Genomic DNA, 16,351 nt, shown 5'->3' with positions numbered 1-16,351 from the left:
GCTATGGCGATAATTCTCGGGATTGACCCCGGCTCGCGCGTCACCGGCTACGGTGTCATCCGCCAGACCGGCCGCCAGCTCAGCTATCTGGGCAGCGGCTGCATCCGCACTAACGTCACCGATCTGCCTTCCCGCCTCAAACTGATTTACGCTGGCGTCAGCGAAATCATCACCCAGTTCGCGCCGGATTACTTCGCCATTGAGCAGGTGTTTATGGCGAAAAACGCGGATTCGGCGCTGAAGCTGGGGCAGGCGCGTGGCGCGGCAATTGTCGCAGCAGTCAATCTTGATCTGCCGGTGTTTGAGTATGCCGCCCGTCAGGTGAAGCAGACGGTAACCGGCATCGGTAGCGCGGAAAAAAGCCAGGTGCAGCACATGGTACGCACGCTGCTCAAACTGCTGGCCAATCCACAGGCGGATGCCGCCGATGCGCTGGCCATCGCCATCACCCATTGCTACGTCAGCCAGAATGCGGCGCGCATGAGCGACAGCAAACTGGTGCTGACGCGCGGACGTTTGCGATCCGGTTAGCAAAAGCGTGGCCATTCAATAGGCTGGATATGCATCCAGCCTTTTTTATGATATACATAGCCGACATTTTACCTCCAGCAGGCGCGCAGTTTAGCGCGGTGTGGCAGGGGGCCGATGATTCAGACGCTTACACATACACTAAGGAATTGCTCAGGTGATTGGTCGTTTACGAGGCATTATTCTGGAAAAACAGCCGCCGCTGGTGCTGATTGAGGCGCACTGTGTGGGTTACGAAGTGCACCTGCCAATGACCTGCTTTTACGAGCTGCCTGACATCAATCAGGAAGCGATTATCTTCACCCAGTTTGTGGTGCGGGAAGATGCGCAGCTACTGTTCGGGTTTAACAGTAAGCAGGAGCGGGCGCTGTTCCGTGAGCTGATCAAAGTCAACGGCGTCGGGCCCAAGCTGGCGCTGGCGATTCTTTCCGGCATGTCGGCGCAGCAGTTTGTCACGGCGGTGGAGCGCGAAGAGATCGCCTCGCTGGTGAAGCTGCCGGGCGTGGGCAAGAAAACCGCTGAGCGTCTGGTGGTTGAGATGAAAGATCGCTTCAAAGGCATGCACGGCGACCTGTTTGGCGGCGACTCGGCGTTTACCCTGACCACGCCGTCGGCACAGCAGGATAACAACGACGCCGAGGCTGAAGCAGTTGCGGCGCTGGTAGCGCTGGGTTATAAACCGCAGGAAGCCAGCCGTATGGTCAGCAAGGTTGGCAAACCTGATGCGGATTGTGAAACCCTGATTCGCGAAGCACTGCGCGCTGCTATTTGAGGTAATGCATGATTGAAGCCGACCGCCTGGTCTCGGGCAGTTCTTCCACTGAGGAAGAGAGCCTCGACCGCGCTATTCGCCCCAAACTGCTGACGGAATATGTCGGGCAGCCGCAGGTGCGCGAGCAGATGGGGATTTTCATCCAGGCCGCCAAACTGCGCGGCGATGCGCTGGACCACCTCCTGATCTTTGGTCCGCCGGGGCTGGGCAAAACCACGCTGGCCAACATCGTGGCTAATGAGATGGGCGTCAATCTGCGCACCACGTCCGGTCCGGTGCTGGAAAAGGCCGGTGACCTAGCGGCGATGCTCACCAACCTTGAACCGCTCGACGTCTTGTTTATCGATGAAATTCATCGCCTGTCGCCGGTAGTGGAAGAGGTGCTGTATCCGGCGATGGAAGATTATCAGCTGGATATCATGATCGGCGACGGACCCGCGGCGCGCTCGATCAAACTGGATTTGCCGCCGTTCACTCTGATTGGCGCTACTACCCGTGCGGGCTCGCTTACCTCACCGCTGCGCGATCGCTTTGGGATTGTGCAGCGCCTGGAGTTCTACAATGTGCCGGATTTGCAGCACATTGTTGGCCGTAGCGCCGCCTGCTTGGGGCTGACGCTGAGCGAAGAGGGCGCGCTGGAAGTGGCGCGCCGTGCGCGCGGTACGCCGCGTATCGCCAACCGCCTGCTGCGCCGTGTACGTGACTTCGCCGAAGTGCGCGCCAGCGGTAATATGAGCGGCGAAGTGGCCGCCAGCGCGCTGGATATGCTCAATGTGGACAATCAGGGCTTCGACTATATGGACCGCAAGCTGCTGCTGGCGATCATCGACAAGTTCATGGGCGGTCCGGTAGGGCTGGATAACTTGGCAGCGGCGATTGGTGAGGAGCGTGAAACCATCGAGGACGTTATCGAACCGTTCCTAATCCAGCAGGGCTTAATTCAGCGCACGCCGCGCGGCCGGATGGCCACGCAGCACGCCTACAAGCATTTCGGCATCAGCCGCGAAGAGTAACCGGCGTCACGCCGCCGGTTTTTTTGCCATGCTGATAATGAACAGTACCGCAGCACACAGCACCACCGACGGACCGGCCGGGGTATCGTAGCTGGCGGAGAAGGTCAGGCCACCGGTGACGGCAATAATACCGATGAGCACCGCAAAGCCGGCCATCTGTTCTGGCGAACGCGAGAAGCGTCGCGCCGTGGCGGCCGGGATGATCAGCAGTGAAGTAATGATCAGCGCGCCAACAAATTTCATCGTCACACCAATGGTCAGCGCAGTTACCAGCATCAGGCAGGTACGCTGAATGTTTACGCCGTCAACCTGCGCCAGCTCCGGACTGATGGTCATCGACAGCAGCGAACGCCACTGCCACGCCATCACCACCAGCACGATTGCCACGCCGCCCGCCATCAGCGACAAATCATCCGGGGTGATCGCCAGCAAATCGCCAAACAGATAGACCATCAAATCAACGCGCACGCCCTGCATCAGACTGACCACCACCAGACCCAGCGACAGCGCGCTGTGCGCCATAATCCCTAACAGCGTATCGATGGCCAGATGCGGGCGTCGCTCCAGCCAGACCAGCCCGAGCGCCAGACAGACGGTGAGCAGAATCACGGCATAATAGGGGTTTACGTTGAGCAGCAGACCAAACGCCACGCCGAGCAGAGAGGCGTGGGCGAGGGTATCGCCAAAATAGGACATGCGACGCCAGACGACAAAAGAGCCGAGCGGACCGGCCGCCAGGGCTAGCAATACGCCGCCCAGCCAGCCGGGTAATAACAGTTCAATCATGACGGGCCGTTTCCTTTGCGCAGAACAATGCGTCCCTGTAAATCGTGACGGTGATTATGGTGATGGCGGTAGATCGCCAGCTGCTGTGCGCCGCGCGGGCCAAACATGGCGATAAATTCCGGATGCTGCGAGACCGCTTCCGGCGTGCCGGAACAGCAGATGTGATGGTTGAGGCACAGCACTTTGTCGGTCTTTGCCATCACCAGATGCAAGTCGTGCGACACCATCAGTACGCCGCAGTTGAGCTCGCGTCGCAGTTGATCGATCAAATCGTAGAGCGCCACCTGACCATTAACATCCACGCCCTGCGTGGGTTCGTCCAGCACCAGCAGCTGCGGCTGGTTGACCAGGGCGCGCGCCAGCAGCACGCGCTGCGTTTCGCCGCCAGAAAGTTTTTGCAGCGGTGACTGCAGCAAATGGCCGGCCTGAACCCGCTTCAGCGCCGGCAGAATATCATCACGGCGACTGCCGCGCGTCAGACGCATAAAGCGCTCAACGCTGATCGGCAGCGTCGGATCGATGTGCAGCTTTTGCGGCACATAGCCAATACGCAGCCCTGGCGCGCGGCGGACGCTGCCGCTGTCTGGCGCGAGCAGGCCGAGTACCGTGCGCACCAGCGTGGACTTGCCGGCTCCGTTGGGACCCAGCAAGGTGAGAATTTTGCCCGGCTGCAGCGACAGGCTGATGCCTGCCAGCACCGCGCGCTGGCCAAACTTCACCGAAATGTTTTCGAGTGTAACAAGTGACGACATGATATTTACGGGTTGCATTGAATTTAGAATGTTATAATATCACATTTCATCACCTAGTCACGATGGAATGACGCATTATGTTACACAATAAAAAACGCTTGGCTTTTACCCTTTCTGCGGCGGCGTTAAGCCTCGCCACCACGTTTTCCGCGCAGTCTGCGGTGGTGGCTTCAATCAAGCCTCTCGGATTTATCGCAGCCGCCATTGCCGATGGCATTACGCCGGTTGAAGTATTGCTGCCGGACGGTGCCTCAGAGCACGATTATGCCCTACGGCCATCCGATGTAAAACGTATTAAAAACGCTGACTTAGTGGTATGGACCGGTTCGGAGATGGAAGCCTTTCTGACGAAGTCCGCCGGGGAGTTACCGGCCAGTAAAAACCTCGAAATTGCCGCCTTGCCTGGCGTAAAACCACTATTGATTAGCGGCGGTGAAGATGAGGACGAACATGAGCACGGTCACGACCATGACTCAGACAATTCTGACAACCAGGACCCGTCTCATACTCATCATCACCACGGCGAGTTTAATATGCACCTGTGGATGTCGCCGGAGATTGCGAAACAATCTGCTGTTGCAATCCACGGAAAATTATTGGAACTTATGCCGCAAAGCAAAGGCAAACTTGACGCCAACCTGCAGCAGTTTGAGGCACAATTGGCGGACACAGACAAACGGATTGGCGCACAACTCGCGCCGGTACGGAACAAGGGTTATTTCGTTTTTCACGACGCTTACAGCTACTTTGAGAAACATTACGGTTTATCACCATTAGGTCATTTTACCGTCAATCCTGAGATCCAGCCGGGCGCCCAGCGTTTACATCAAATACGAACACAGTTGGTTGAGCAGAAAGCAGTCTGCGTTTTTGCTGAACCACAATTCAGGCCGGCGGTCATCGATGCCGTGTCTCGCGGAACCAGCGTGCGTAAAGGCACCCTCGACCCGTTAGGCATGGGAATCAGCTTAACCAAAGACAGCTATGTAAAATTCCTCTCACAGCTGTCAAGCCAGTATGCTAGCTGCCTGAATGGAGCATAGAGGAATAGGTAAAAGTGCAGCAGATAGCCCGCTCTGTCGCCCTCGCATTTAATAATTTGCCGCGCCCCCACCGCGTTATGCTGGGGTCACTCACCGTTGTTACACTGGCCGTCGCTGTCTGGCGGCCTTACGTCTATCATCCCCGCGATGTTGCGCCCATTGTGAAATACATCACGCTGGACAAAAACGAGCTGCGCACGCTGCTGCCGGAAGCCAGTGAACCGATCGATCAAACCACGGCGGAACCGGAAGACGAGATCCCGTCGGATGACATCGATAAAGACGTACCGGTCAATCCCGATCAGCATGACTACACCGTCTCCTCAGGCGATACGCTGAGCAGCGCGCTCAATCAGTACGGTATCGATCTCGGTGACATCAATGCGCTGGTCAGCAGCGACAAGAGTTTGCGTAATCTGCGCGTGGGGCAGCAGCTGAGCTGGACGCTGGATGCCGATGGCGCGCTGCAGGACTTTACCTGGGAGATCGATCGGCGTGAAACCCGCACCTATGCGCGTCAGCCGAACGGCAGCTTTAAGATGCAGCAGGAGATGCAGAAGGGTGAATGGCAGAACAGCGTCTTGAAAGGCGAAGTGCGCGGCAGTTTCGCCGCCAGCGCCCAGCGCGCCGGCCTGACCAGCGCCGAAACCAGCAGCGTCATTAAAGCCATGCAGTGGCAGATGGATTTCCGCAAACTGCGCGCCGGCGATGACTTCAGCGTACTGATGTCGCGCGAGATACTGGACGGCAAGAGCGCGCAGAGCCAGCTGCTTGGCGTGCGCCTGCGCACCGGCGGTAAAGATTACTACGCGTTCCGCGCGGAAGACGGCAAGTTCTACGACCGCAACGGCTCCGGTCTTGCGCGGGGTTTCATGCGCTTCCCGACCGTGAAACAGTACCGCGTCTCGTCAAACTTCAATCCGCGCCGTCTGAATCCGGTGACCGGGCGCATCGCGCCGCACAAAGGCGTCGATTTTGCGCTGCCGATTGGTACGCCTGTGCTGGCCGTCGGCGATGGCGAAGTGGTGATCGCGAAAAACGGTGGAGCCGCCGGTAACTACGTCGCGATCCGTCACGGTCGCCAGTACATGACCCGCTACATGCATCTGAGCAAAGCGCTGGTGAAACCGGGACAGAAAGTGAAGCGTGGCGATCGCATCGCGCTTTCCGGTAACACCGGCTGCTCTACCGGACCGCATCTGCATTATGAAGTGTGGATCAACAACCAGGCGGTGAACCCGCTGACGGCGAAGCTGCCGCGCATGGAAGGGCTGATCGGTAAAGATCGCAGCACCTATCTGGCGCAGGTGAAGAGTTATCTTCCACAGCTGACGCTGAAATAACGTTAATTTCCGGGCAAACACGCAAAAACCGATGGATTCTTCGTCGGTTTTTTGCTATCTGGCCGGTGAATATTGCAAAATTACCTGCCGTCACTATTATTGAGCCGTCATTGTCAGAGGCGAGTGCATGGAAACCCGAAAAAAAAATAACAGTGAGTTTATTCCCGTTTTTCAACGTTCTTTTTTAAAGCCCAAATACTGGGGCAGCTGGCTGGCGATTGGTGCGCTGGCCGGTATGGCGATGCTGCCGGCAAAGATGCGCGATCCGGTGCTGGGCGGGCTGGGTAAGTTTGCCGGCAAGCTGGCGAAAAGTGCGCGCCGCCGTGCGCTGATCAATCTCTACTATTGCCTGCCGGAGCTCAGCGAAGCGCAGCGCGAAGAGATTGCTGATAGTATGTTTGCCACCGCGCCGCAGGCGATGGTGATGATGGCCGAGCTGGGGATGCGTAATCCTGAACGCGTGCGCGAGCGCGTTGAATGGCACGGCCGCGAGATCATCACGGCGCTGCAGGAGAATCATGAGAACGTGATTTTCCTCGTGCCGCATGGCTGGGGCGTGGATATTCCGGCGATGCTGCTGGCCTCGGAAGGTCAGATGATGGCGGCAATGTTCCACAATCAAAGCGATCCGCTGATGGATTATATCTGGAACACCGTCCGTCGCCGTTTCGGTGGCCGCATGCACGCGCGCAACGACGGCATCAAACCGTTTATCGCCTCGGTGCGTCAGGGCTATTACGGCTACTATCTGCCGGACCAGGACCATGGTGCTGAGCACAGCGAGTTTGTCGATTTCTTTGCCACCTACAAAGCGACGTTGTCGGCGGTCGGGCGTCTGATGAAAGTATGCCTTGCGCGCGTAGTGCCGCTGTTCCCGGTATATAACAGCGCGACGCACAAACTGGAGATTTATGTACGCCCGCCGATGGACGATTTGCTGGATGCCGATGACACCACGCTGGCGCGGCGCATGAACGAAGAGGTGGAAATCTTCGTGCGCCCGCATCCGGAGCAGTACACGTGGATTCTCAAGCTGCTGAAGACGCGTAAAGAAGGGGATATTGAGCCTTACGCGCGTAAGGATTTGTACCCGCGCAAATAGCCGACGCGCGCTGAACCGTGCCGCCCGGCACGGTTCGTCATCACTCATTCTACGGTTGTCAGGCGACTGCGCCGCTTGCGCTCGCGCAGGAACAGCGTCACCAGGCCAAACCACAACACGCCTGCAACGAAGTTGATCGCGCTGAACCACGGCGTACCGCCGCTGAAATAACCGCTTTTCGCCACTTCAATGCCCGCCGCCAGCGTCAGAATGCTGATCATCCCCAGCATGGCGGCGATGCTGCCTTTACCTTCGCTGCTGGAATACAGCGTCAACCGGTACAGCCCGGCGTTGACCATCCCGGCACCAAACGCATACAGGCTAAGACCGGCGGTGAGCAGCTGGTAACTGTGGCTGTTGAGCAGGTTCGCCACCAGCGCGATGCTCAGGCCGAGCAGAATCGGCCAAGCGGCAAATTTTACCGGTTGCTCGATGGCCATGCGTCCCGCCAGTTTGCCCAGCGTCAGGTTACCGGCGATCATCGCCAGAAACACCGGTAATTGCAGCAACGCATACTGCAGGCGAGATAAGCCCTCTTCATGCATCAGAATCACCGGCGACAGCGCCACCTAGGTAAGAATCGGGATGAACACCAGGCCGATAGCGAAGGAGCCGTACATCACCTGCTTATCACGCGCCAGCCGTCTGTAGCCGCGCACCAGGTTCGGTAACGCAATTGAGTGGCTGCGATCGCCCGCGGTTTCCGGCATGATGCGCCACAGCACCACAAACGCCAGCAGGCTGCAAACCGCAAACAGCCAGAACATGCTGCGCCATTCGCCCACCGTTAGCCAGGCGGCGCCGGCCAGCGGACCGGCTAGAGGTGCCAGCGCCACGTTAGCCATCAAGCGCCATCATGCGCACAGCTAACGCCTCGTCAAACGCCTCCTGCACTGCGGCATAGCTCACTGCGCCAATGAAGCACAGGCTGATGCCCTGGATAAAGCGCAGCGTAACGAACTGCTCGATGTTGCTCACCCAGGTGGTGAGAACACAGGCGGCGGCAAAGAACAGAATGCCGAACAGCAACACCGGACGCCGGCCATATTTATCCGACAGCGGACCAAGCAGCCACTGCAGCACCACGCCGCCCATCAGATAGGCAGTGAGTGAGGTGGATACCCATTCCGGCCCGACGTCAAACTTGGCGGTGACCAGCAGCATGCCGGGCTGAATCATGTCATGGGCGATGTAGGTCGCGAACTCAAACAGCACCAGCGCGAGCGGAAACAGCAGCACGCGCCCGGTGAGTTGACTGATGGGTTGATAGCGGGCCATCTGGCCTCCTTGTCAGTGAAAAATAAAACGCGACTGCCAGGCAGTCGCGTTTGTCCATGTTGTTACAGCCGCTGTCAGGAGGTGCGTAAAACTCAGTCTACGCGCAGGACACGGCTGGTGTTGGTGGTGCCGGTGGTCGCCATCACGTCGCCCTGGGTGACAATCACCAGGTCGCCGGAGACGAGGAACCGTTTGTCGCGCAGCAGATTGACCGCATCGTGCGCGGCGGCGACACCATCGTTGTTGCTGTCAAAGAACACGGGCGTCACGCCACGGTACAGCGCGGTCAGGTTCAGGGTACGTTCATGACGTGACATTGCGAAGATCGGCAGACCCGAAGTGATGCGCGACGTCATCAGTGCGGTACGGCCAGATTCGGTCATGGTAATGATGGCCGACACGCCCTGCAAATGGTTAGCGGCGTACATCGCCGACATGGCAATCGCTTCTTCGATATTGTCGAACTGCACGTCCAGGCGGTGTTTGGAAACGTTCACGCTTGGAATTTTTTCCGCGCCGAGACACACTTTCGCCATCGCTGACACGGTTTCCGCCGGATACTGACCGGCCGCCGTTTCCGCCGACAGCATCACCGCATCGGTGCCGTCCAGCACTGCGTTTGCCACATCCATCACTTCCGCGCGGGTCGGCATCGGATTGGTGATCATCGACTCCATCATCTGGGTGGCAGTAATGATGGTGCGGTTCAGCTGACGCGCACGACGAATCAATGCTTTCTGAATGCCCACCAGCTCCGGATCGCCAATTTCCACGCCGAGATCGCCACGCGCCACCATCACCACGTCGGAGGCGAGGATGATGTCGTCCATCGCTTCCTGCGTTGCCACCGCTTCGGCGCGCTCCACTTTTGCCACCAGTTTAGCGTCGCAGCCGGCATCGCGTGCCAGACGGCGCGCATAGTTCATGTCTTCGCCGTTACGCGGGAACGAGACCGCCAGATAGTCGACGCCAATTTTCGCCGCGGTAATGATATCCAGCTTATCTTTTTCTGTCAGCGCTTCGGCCGACAACCCGCCGCCAAGCTTGTTGATGCCTTTATTGTTGGAGAGCGGGCCGCCGACGGTCACTTCGGTGAAGACTTTCACACCCTGAACTTCCAGAACCTTCAGCTGCACACGACCGTCGTCCAGCAGCAGAATATCGCTTGGAACCACATCTTCCGGCAGGCCTTTATAGTCGATACCGACTTTCTCTTTGTCGCCTTCGCCTTTGCTCAGGTTAGCATCCAGCAGGAAGCGGTCATCGACATTGAGGAAAACTTTGCCTTCTTTGAAGGTTGATACGCGAATTTTAGGGCCTTGCAGATCGCCAAGAATGGCGACGTGACGACCGAGTTTGGCCGCAATTTGCCGCACTTTATCGGCGCGCAGTTGATGATCTTCCGGGGTGCCATGGGAGAAATTGAGTCGCACAACGTTAGCGCCCGCCGCGATGATTTTTTCGAGGTTGTTGTCGCGATCGGTGGCGGGGCCGAGGGTTGTAACGATCTTGGTTCTTCTGAGACGTCTGGACATGAAGGACTCCGTTGACAAAGTATCGTGTCGATCACAAGTGACACGCAATGGTCACTCATTCTATATGATCGAGGGGCTGTGATTCGACTCACATTGTAAATGTGATGTTAATTATTTTGCTGTGCACGTGGTTCCGGCGCCGGCTTTTCGAGGCGCGATGCTTTCGGCGCCTCTTTTACCCGCTTCAGATTCTCACGGAAAGCCGTACCGCGCTCCAGGGGAAAACCGGTTGCCAGCACGTCAACCACGGTGAGCTGCGCCAGGCGGGAAACCATCGGCAGATAGATGTCGGTATCTTCCGGTACATCCAGCGTCAGCGCCAGCGTGGCTTCCTCTGCCAGCGGCGATCCGGGCGAGGTGATAGCCAGCACGGTGGAAGCGTTTACACGCGCCAGGCGAGCCAGTTCTATCATATTTTTGGTGCGGCCAGTATGCGATATCAGAACAAACACGTCATTTGGTCCACTATTTATGCAACTCATGCGCTGGATCACAATATCCTCGGACCAGCTGACGGGCAGATTAAAACGCAGAAATTTATTGGTGGCATCATGCGCCACCACCGCCGAGGCGCCAAGACCAAAGAAGGCCACTTTATGCGCCTGAGCCACCACCTGCATATCCAGTTGCTGACGCACGCGGCTGAGTCCCGCCAGCGCGGAATCGAAAATCTTGTGACTGTAGCGTTCTACGCTGTCATTTTCTTCGACATCGCGACTGACCCAGCTCGGTCCTTTGGCCAGACTCTATGCCAGCTGCAGCTTGAAATCGGGAAAGCCGCGCGTGCCCATGCGGTGACAGAAGCGGTTGACCGTCGGTTCGCTGACCTGCGCCGCCTGTGCCAGCGTGGCAATGCTCGAGTGCATCGCCTGCTGCGGCGCGGCGAGAATCTGTTCTGCCACTTTGCGTTCTGATTTGCTCAGCGCGGCAAGCTGCGCCTGTATCTGTTCCAGCATGTTGTTAACCCGATGACCATCAATCACTTTTTTGCGTTCACCCGTACGTGAAATCGCTGCCAATTATGCGGAATATACCGTGTAATAGCCTGACGTACGCAGCGGCGGACAAATGTAACCGCGCTTTTTTTGTCATACTTTAATCGCTGCCGGGTTTTCGCCCGACAAACATCGAAACAGAAAAAGGCGCGTTAGCGCACTTCGCAACACGTTAAATGCGACCCGGCGTGCAGGATAATCACCTGTAACCGACCGCAGCCGGGTTGTCCTGGCGCGGTGAAAAAAGTACATTGTGCTGTAAGAAAATTACAATAAGGACCCGGCAGGATGAGGACGCTCAGGACAGGTATATCCTGCAACGAGGAGAGGAAAATGGCGGTAACACAAACAGCCCAGGCATGCGATCTGGTGATTTTCGGTGCCAAAGGCGATCTTGCACGCCGGAAACTGTTGCCTTCACTGTATCAGCTGGAGAAAGCCGGTCAGATTCACGATACAACACGCATTATTGGCGTGGGTCGCGCGGAGTGGGACAAAGAGGCCTACACCAAAGTGGTGCGTGAAGCGCTGGAAACCTTCATGAAGGAGAAGATTGACGAAGCGCTGTGGGACAAACTCAGCGGCCGTCTCGACTTCTGCAACCTCGACGTTAACGACACCTCGCACTTCTCGAAACTGGGCAAGATGCTGGATCAGAAAAACCGCGTCACCATCAACTACTTTGCCATGCCGCCGAGCACCTTTGGCGCCATTTGTGAAGGCCTCGGCGCCGCTAAACTCAACGCCAAACCGGCGCGCGTGGTGATGGAGAAGCCGCTCGGCACCTCGCTGGAGACCTCGCAGGAGATCAACGACAGCGTCGGTAAATTCTTCGATGAAAGCCAGGTGTTCCGTATCGACCATTATCTTGGTAAAGAGACGGTGCTAAACCTGCTGGCGCTGCGTTTTGCCAACTCGATTTTCGTCAATAACTGGGACAACCGCACCATCGACCACGTGCAGATCACCGTGGCGGAAGAGGTGGGTATTGAAGGCCGCTGGGGTTACTTCGACAAAGCCGGCCAGATGCGCGACATGATCCAGAACCACCTGCTGCAGATCCTGACCATGATCGCGATGTCGCCGCCGTCCGATCTCAGTGCTGACTCGATTCGTGATGAGAAGGTGAAAGTGCTGCGCTCGCTGCGCCGCATCGACCAGACCAACGTGCGCGAGAAAACCGTACGCGGTCAGTACACTGCCGGTTTTGTACAGGGCAAAAAAGTGCCAGGCTACCTGGAAGAAGAGGGCGCCAATAAGCAGAGCAGCACCGAAACCTTCGTCGCCATCCGCGTGGATATTGATAACTGGCGCTGGGCGGGCGTGCCTTTCTACCTGCGCACCGGTAAGCGTCTGCCGACCAAGTGCTCAGAAGTGGTGGTGTACTTCAAAAACCCGGAGATGAACCTGTTTAAGGACTCTTACGCCGAACTGCCGCAGAACAAGCTGACGATTCGTCTGCAGCCGGACGAAGGCGTGGATATTGAGATCCTCAACAAGGTGCCGGGTCTCGATCACAAGCATAAGCTGCAGACCACCAAGCTGGATCTGAGCTACTCCGAAACCTTCAATCAGTCGCATCTGGCGGATGCCTACGAGCGTCTGCTGCTGGAAACCATGCGCGGCATTCAGGCACTGTTTGTGCGCCGCGATGAAGTTGAAGCGGCGTGGACCTATGTCGATTCGATCATCGAAGCGTGGAATGCGGATGGCGACGCCTCCAAACCGTATCAGGCCGGCACTTGGGGCCCGGTCGCCTCGGTAGCGATGATCACCCGCGACGGCCGTTCGTGGAACGAGTTTGAATAACCGGTCCTGCATCGCTGACTGAGAGGTTCATGACTACGCCCCTGCGCTGTTCGCTAGGGGCGTTTTGTTTTTAGCCGGTCAGACGGGTGTTTGACGGTCGCCATAAATGGCGACCCTTATATCCCGATCATTCTCCTCCGGGTATGATGATCCCCGACTGATCATCGGGAAGTTGCTGGTGAGATGGGGGCGACCCCTGGGCATAAAGCCTGCTTTGTGGATTCATCCCCGGCAACTTAACTCCCGCCTTCAAGACCGGACGGTATCCTGTGCCCCGAGCACGCATCCATAAGGATGGTCATGGCGGTTTCCCTGTGCTGTTAAGGAGAATCTATACAAACCCGTATGCCTGTCGGCATTGATATTGCCTCCGGAAAGTTTGATGTGGCCGTCTGGAAAGGCGACACGTCTTACAAAACCAAAGTCTTTCCCAACACCCCTAAGGGCTTTATCGCCCTGAAAAAATGGCTGGAGCCGTTCGGCTGCTGCCATATCTGCATGGAGGCTACCGGCGCGTACAGTGAGCCGCTGGCCACCTTCCTGCACGACGAAGGCTATGATGTCAGCGTGGAAAATCCTGCGCGCATCAGGCGCTTCGGGCAGGCCGAGCTGAGCCGGAATAAGACGGATAAAGACGATGCGCGCATGATAGCGCGCTACTGTAAACTGCACGGCCCATCGCTGTGGCAGCCGGCGCCGCTGAATGAACGCAGGCTGAAAGCGCTGGTGAAGCGCCTGACGAATCTTCAGGAAATGCGGCAGATGGAAGAGAACCGGCTGGAGGTATCGGATGCGGTGGTGCAGCCCTCAATCCGCGTGGTCATTGCGGCGCTGGATGCGCAGATAGACGAAACGAAGCGGGCAATAAACGACCATATTGACAATGACCCGGGCCTTAAAAAGAACAGGGAACTGCTGGAGTCCATCCCGGGCGTGCTGGGCAGCACGATGCTGGCGTATATGGGGGACATGTCGAGGTTCAGCAGCAGCAAGGCTCTTGTGGCGTGGGTGGGGCTGAATCCGATGCGGCAGGAGTCCGGTGAGTGGAAGGGCAAAAGCAGGATATCGAAGATGGGCAACAGCGCGATGCGCAAGGCCCTGTACATGCCAGCGATAGTGGCGATGAAGTGGAATCCGGCGGTAAGTTTGCTGAAGAAGCTGCTGCAGCTGGCTTATGGTGTGCTGAAGTCGGGTCGTCCGTTCGATGCCGAAATATGTCTTGCCAGGTAACCGGCAAGACGGTATCTACAGACAGGTGCGGAATTTTGCGCATCATGCACTTTCAAAAAAATGAACCGCGGTTTCAAAAATTGATGATATCCAATAGACGTCCGTCCGGCCGATCTTGTATGGTAGGGCTCTATTTCTGACAGCGTGACCGCGCGTCGGGCTGTCTCTCCTGAGGAAACGTAATGAAGAACTGGAAAACGAGTGCGGAACAGATTCTGACCACCGGCCCGGTTGTGCCGGTGATTGTCGTTAACAAGCTGGAACATGCGGTGCCGATGGCCAAAGCGCTGGTCGCAGGTGGCGTGCGCGTGCTGGAAGTGACGCTGCGCACGCCGGTGGCGATGGATGCGCTGCGGGCGATGATCAAAGAAGTCCCGGACGCGATTGTGGGTGCCGGCACGGTGATCAATACCTAGCAGCTGAAAGAAGTGACCGACGCCGGTGCGCAGTTTGTCATTAGCCCGGGGCTCACTGAGCCACTGCTCAAGGCGGCGGTGGAAGGCCCGGTGCTGCTGATTCCAGGCATCAGTACCGTGTCGGAACTGATGGTCGGCATGGATTATGGTTTGCGCGAGTTCAAGTTCTTCCCGGCAGAGGCTAACGGTGGCGTCAAAGCGCTGGCGGCGATTGGTGGTCCATTCCCGCAGGTGCGTTTCTGCCCGACCGGCGGCATTTCACCGGCCAACTATCGTGACTATCTGGCGCTGAAAAGCGTGCTGTGTATTGGCGGTTCGTGGCTGGTGCCAAACGATGCGCTGGAGAGCGGCGACTGGGATCGCATTACGCAGCTGGCGCGTGAGGCTGTGGCAGGCGCGGCTTCACCCCGCTGATCGGTAATACCGCTGCCGCGCAACTGCTACGCGGCAGCGGTCAATTTTTGCGGGTGGTGATGGCGACGCTTCACCACCCGGGCAATCAGCCCTGAACCTGCACGGCCACGGCGCTGGCAATGGCGCGGGCCACGGCATCATCGGTGCTGTCACCGGTCGCCAGCGCGACACCCAGACGACGCTGCCCCGCAATTTCCGGCTTACCAAACAGACGCAGCTGCAGACCCGCCCCAAGTGCCGCTTCCACATTCACAAACTGCACGTTGTGGCTATCAAGCTGTGGCAGGATCACCGCCGAGGCGGCCGGACCATACTGGCGAATGCCGCCAATCGGCAGGCCGAGGAAGGCGCGTACGTGCAGCGCGAACTCAGAGAGATCCTGCGAAATCAGCGTCACCATACCGGTATCGTGCGGACGCGGAGAGACTTCGCTGAACACTACCTCGTCGCCGCACACAAACAGCTCCACGCCAAACAGTCCGTAACCGCCGAGCGCTTTCACCACGTTAGCGGCGATGTCCTGCGCGCGCTGCAGGGCCAGCTCGCTCATGTGCTGTGGCTGCCAGGATTCCCGGTAATCACCGTCTTCCTGACGATGGCCAATTGGCGCGCAGAAGTGGATGCCGTCAACCGCGCTGATGGTCAGCAGGGTGATTTCAAAATCGAACTTCACGACGCCCTCGACGATCACCCGGCCCGCGCCCGCGCGTCCGCCTTGCTGCGCGTAATCCCAGGCGTGATCCAGCTGGCTGGCTTCGCGAATGAAGCTCTGGCCTTTACCGGAGGAGCTCATTACGGGTTTCACGATGCAGGGGAAACCGATCTCGTGCGCGGCCGCGACGAAACGCTCTTTGCTGTCCGCAAACTGATAGGTTGAAGTTGGTAACGCCAGCTCTTCCGCCGCCAGACGGCGAATGCCTTCGCGGTTCATGGTCAGACGTGCAGCACGGGCCGTCGGCACCACTTTTTGCCCCTGTGCTTCCAGCTCCAGCAGTTTTTCGGTGGCGATGGCTTCGATTTCCGGCACCACAAAGTGGGGCTGCTCCTGCGCAATCAGCGCCGCCAGTGCGTCACCGTCCAGCATGTTGATGACGTGGCTGCGATGCGCAACGTGCATCGCGGGTGCATCGGCATAGCGATCGACGGCGATCACTTCCACCCCGAGACGCTGACACTCCAGCGCCACCTCTTTGCCCAATTCACCTGAACCTAACAGCATGACACGCGTTGCGGCAGGACGCAGCGCGGTTCCGAAAGTCGTCATAATTTCACCTTAGCAGTTAAAATGCGCGCACAGTATAAACGAAAACGTTTGCGTACTCACGCATTGCGCAC

General features: G+C 57.8%; 12 protein-coding genes and 3 pseudogenes. 9 read left to right on the top strand and 6 right to left on the bottom strand.

The window, feature by feature from the left end; all coding sequences use genetic code 11:
- Positions 1-3: 3 nt before the first annotated feature.
- From ruvC to ruvB, 3 genes are all read left to right on the top strand, one after another.
- Entirely contained in the window at positions 4-531 is a 528-nt protein-coding gene (gene ruvC, locus AC6I8M_RS07565) for a crossover junction endodeoxyribonuclease RuvC (protein WP_010616340.1), read from the top strand.
- 154 nt (positions 532-685) lie between these two features.
- Complete coding sequence (gene ruvA / locus AC6I8M_RS07560) at positions 686-1,300, top strand: Holliday junction branch migration protein RuvA (RefSeq protein WP_010616341.1); 615 nt, start codon at positions 686-688, stop codon at positions 1,298-1,300.
- Between the two features lie 8 nt (positions 1,301-1,308).
- On the top strand, positions 1,309-2,313 hold the full coding sequence (gene ruvB, locus AC6I8M_RS07555; protein ID WP_498013747.1) for a Holliday junction branch migration DNA helicase RuvB: 1,005 nt from the start codon (positions 1,309-1,311) through the stop codon (positions 2,311-2,313).
- Between the two features lie 6 nt (positions 2,314-2,319).
- Here the strand turns inward: ruvB and znuB are convergent, their stop codons facing one another.
- Together znuB and znuC are read right to left on the bottom strand one after the other, a co-directional pair.
- Entirely contained in the window at positions 2,320-3,099 is a 780-nt protein-coding gene (gene znuB / locus AC6I8M_RS07550; RefSeq protein ID WP_498013746.1) for a zinc ABC transporter permease subunit ZnuB, read from the bottom strand.
- A complete protein-coding gene (znuC, locus tag AC6I8M_RS07545) occupies positions 3,096-3,851 on the bottom strand; it encodes a zinc ABC transporter ATP-binding protein ZnuC (RefSeq protein ID WP_010618686.1) in 756 nt (251 codons plus the stop codon). Before znuC ends, znuB begins: the two co-directional genes overlap by 4 nt.
- A 77-nt stretch (positions 3,852-3,928) precedes the next feature.
- Between znuC and znuA the strand changes: the two genes are divergently transcribed.
- The 3 genes from znuA (at position 3,929) to lpxM (ending at position 7,339) form a co-directional block, all read left to right on the top strand.
- The gene (znuA, locus tag AC6I8M_RS07540) at positions 3,929-4,894 is read left to right on the top strand and encodes a zinc ABC transporter substrate-binding protein ZnuA (protein ID WP_010618685.1); all 966 of its coding nucleotides are present in this window, start codon (positions 3,929-3,931) and stop codon (positions 4,892-4,894) included.
- A 14-nt stretch (positions 4,895-4,908) separates the two neighbouring features.
- On the top strand, positions 4,909-6,237 hold the full coding sequence (gene mepM / locus AC6I8M_RS07535) for a murein DD-endopeptidase MepM (protein WP_010618684.1): 1,329 nt from the start codon (positions 4,909-4,911) through the stop codon (positions 6,235-6,237).
- Between the two features lie 127 nt (positions 6,238-6,364).
- Complete coding sequence (lpxM, locus tag AC6I8M_RS07530; RefSeq protein WP_058948700.1) at positions 6,365-7,339, top strand: lauroyl-Kdo(2)-lipid IV(A) myristoyltransferase; 975 nt, start codon at positions 6,365-6,367, stop codon at positions 7,337-7,339.
- A gap of 44 nt (positions 7,340-7,383) precedes the next feature.
- Here the strand turns inward: lpxM and AC6I8M_RS07525 are convergent.
- The 3 genes and pseudogenes from AC6I8M_RS07525 to hexR form a co-directional block, all read right to left on the bottom strand.
- Positions 7,384-8,617: pseudogene (locus tag AC6I8M_RS07525) on the bottom strand (MFS transporter).
- Between the two features lie 92 nt (positions 8,618-8,709).
- Complete coding sequence (pyk, locus tag AC6I8M_RS07520) at positions 8,710-10,152, bottom strand: pyruvate kinase (protein WP_010618682.1); 1,443 nt, start codon at positions 10,150-10,152, stop codon at positions 8,710-8,712.
- 107 nt (positions 10,153-10,259) lie between these two features.
- Positions 10,260-11,108: pseudogene (hexR, locus tag AC6I8M_RS07515) on the bottom strand (transcriptional regulator HexR).
- A gap of 372 nt (positions 11,109-11,480) precedes the next feature.
- Between hexR and zwf the strand changes: the two are divergent.
- The 3 genes and pseudogenes from zwf to AC6I8M_RS07500 all read left to right on the top strand — a co-directional run bounded on the left by zwf (position 11,481) and on the right by AC6I8M_RS07500 (position 15,016).
- Positions 11,481-12,956, top strand: coding sequence for a glucose-6-phosphate dehydrogenase (gene zwf, locus AC6I8M_RS07510; RefSeq protein ID WP_010618681.1), 1,476 nt, complete (start codon positions 11,481-11,483; stop codon positions 12,954-12,956).
- 345 nt (positions 12,957-13,301) lie between these two features.
- Complete coding sequence (locus tag AC6I8M_RS07505; protein ID WP_498013404.1) at positions 13,302-14,186, top strand: IS110 family RNA-guided transposase; 885 nt, start codon at positions 13,302-13,304, stop codon at positions 14,184-14,186.
- A 182-nt stretch (positions 14,187-14,368) separates the two neighbouring features.
- Positions 14,369-15,016: pseudogene (locus AC6I8M_RS07500) on the top strand (bifunctional 4-hydroxy-2-oxoglutarate aldolase/2-dehydro-3-deoxy-phosphogluconate aldolase).
- A gap of 85 nt (positions 15,017-15,101) precedes the next feature.
- On the opposite strand, the gene purT reads toward AC6I8M_RS07500, so the two are convergent.
- Entirely contained in the window at positions 15,102-16,280 is a 1,179-nt protein-coding gene (purT, locus tag AC6I8M_RS07495; protein ID WP_010616352.1) for a formate-dependent phosphoribosylglycinamide formyltransferase, read from the bottom strand.
- Between the last annotated feature and the right edge of the window lie 71 nt (positions 16,281-16,351).

Source organism: Type-A symbiont of Plautia stali (assembly GCF_059731155.1).
This window is presented reverse-complemented; position numbering and strand designations above follow the sequence as displayed.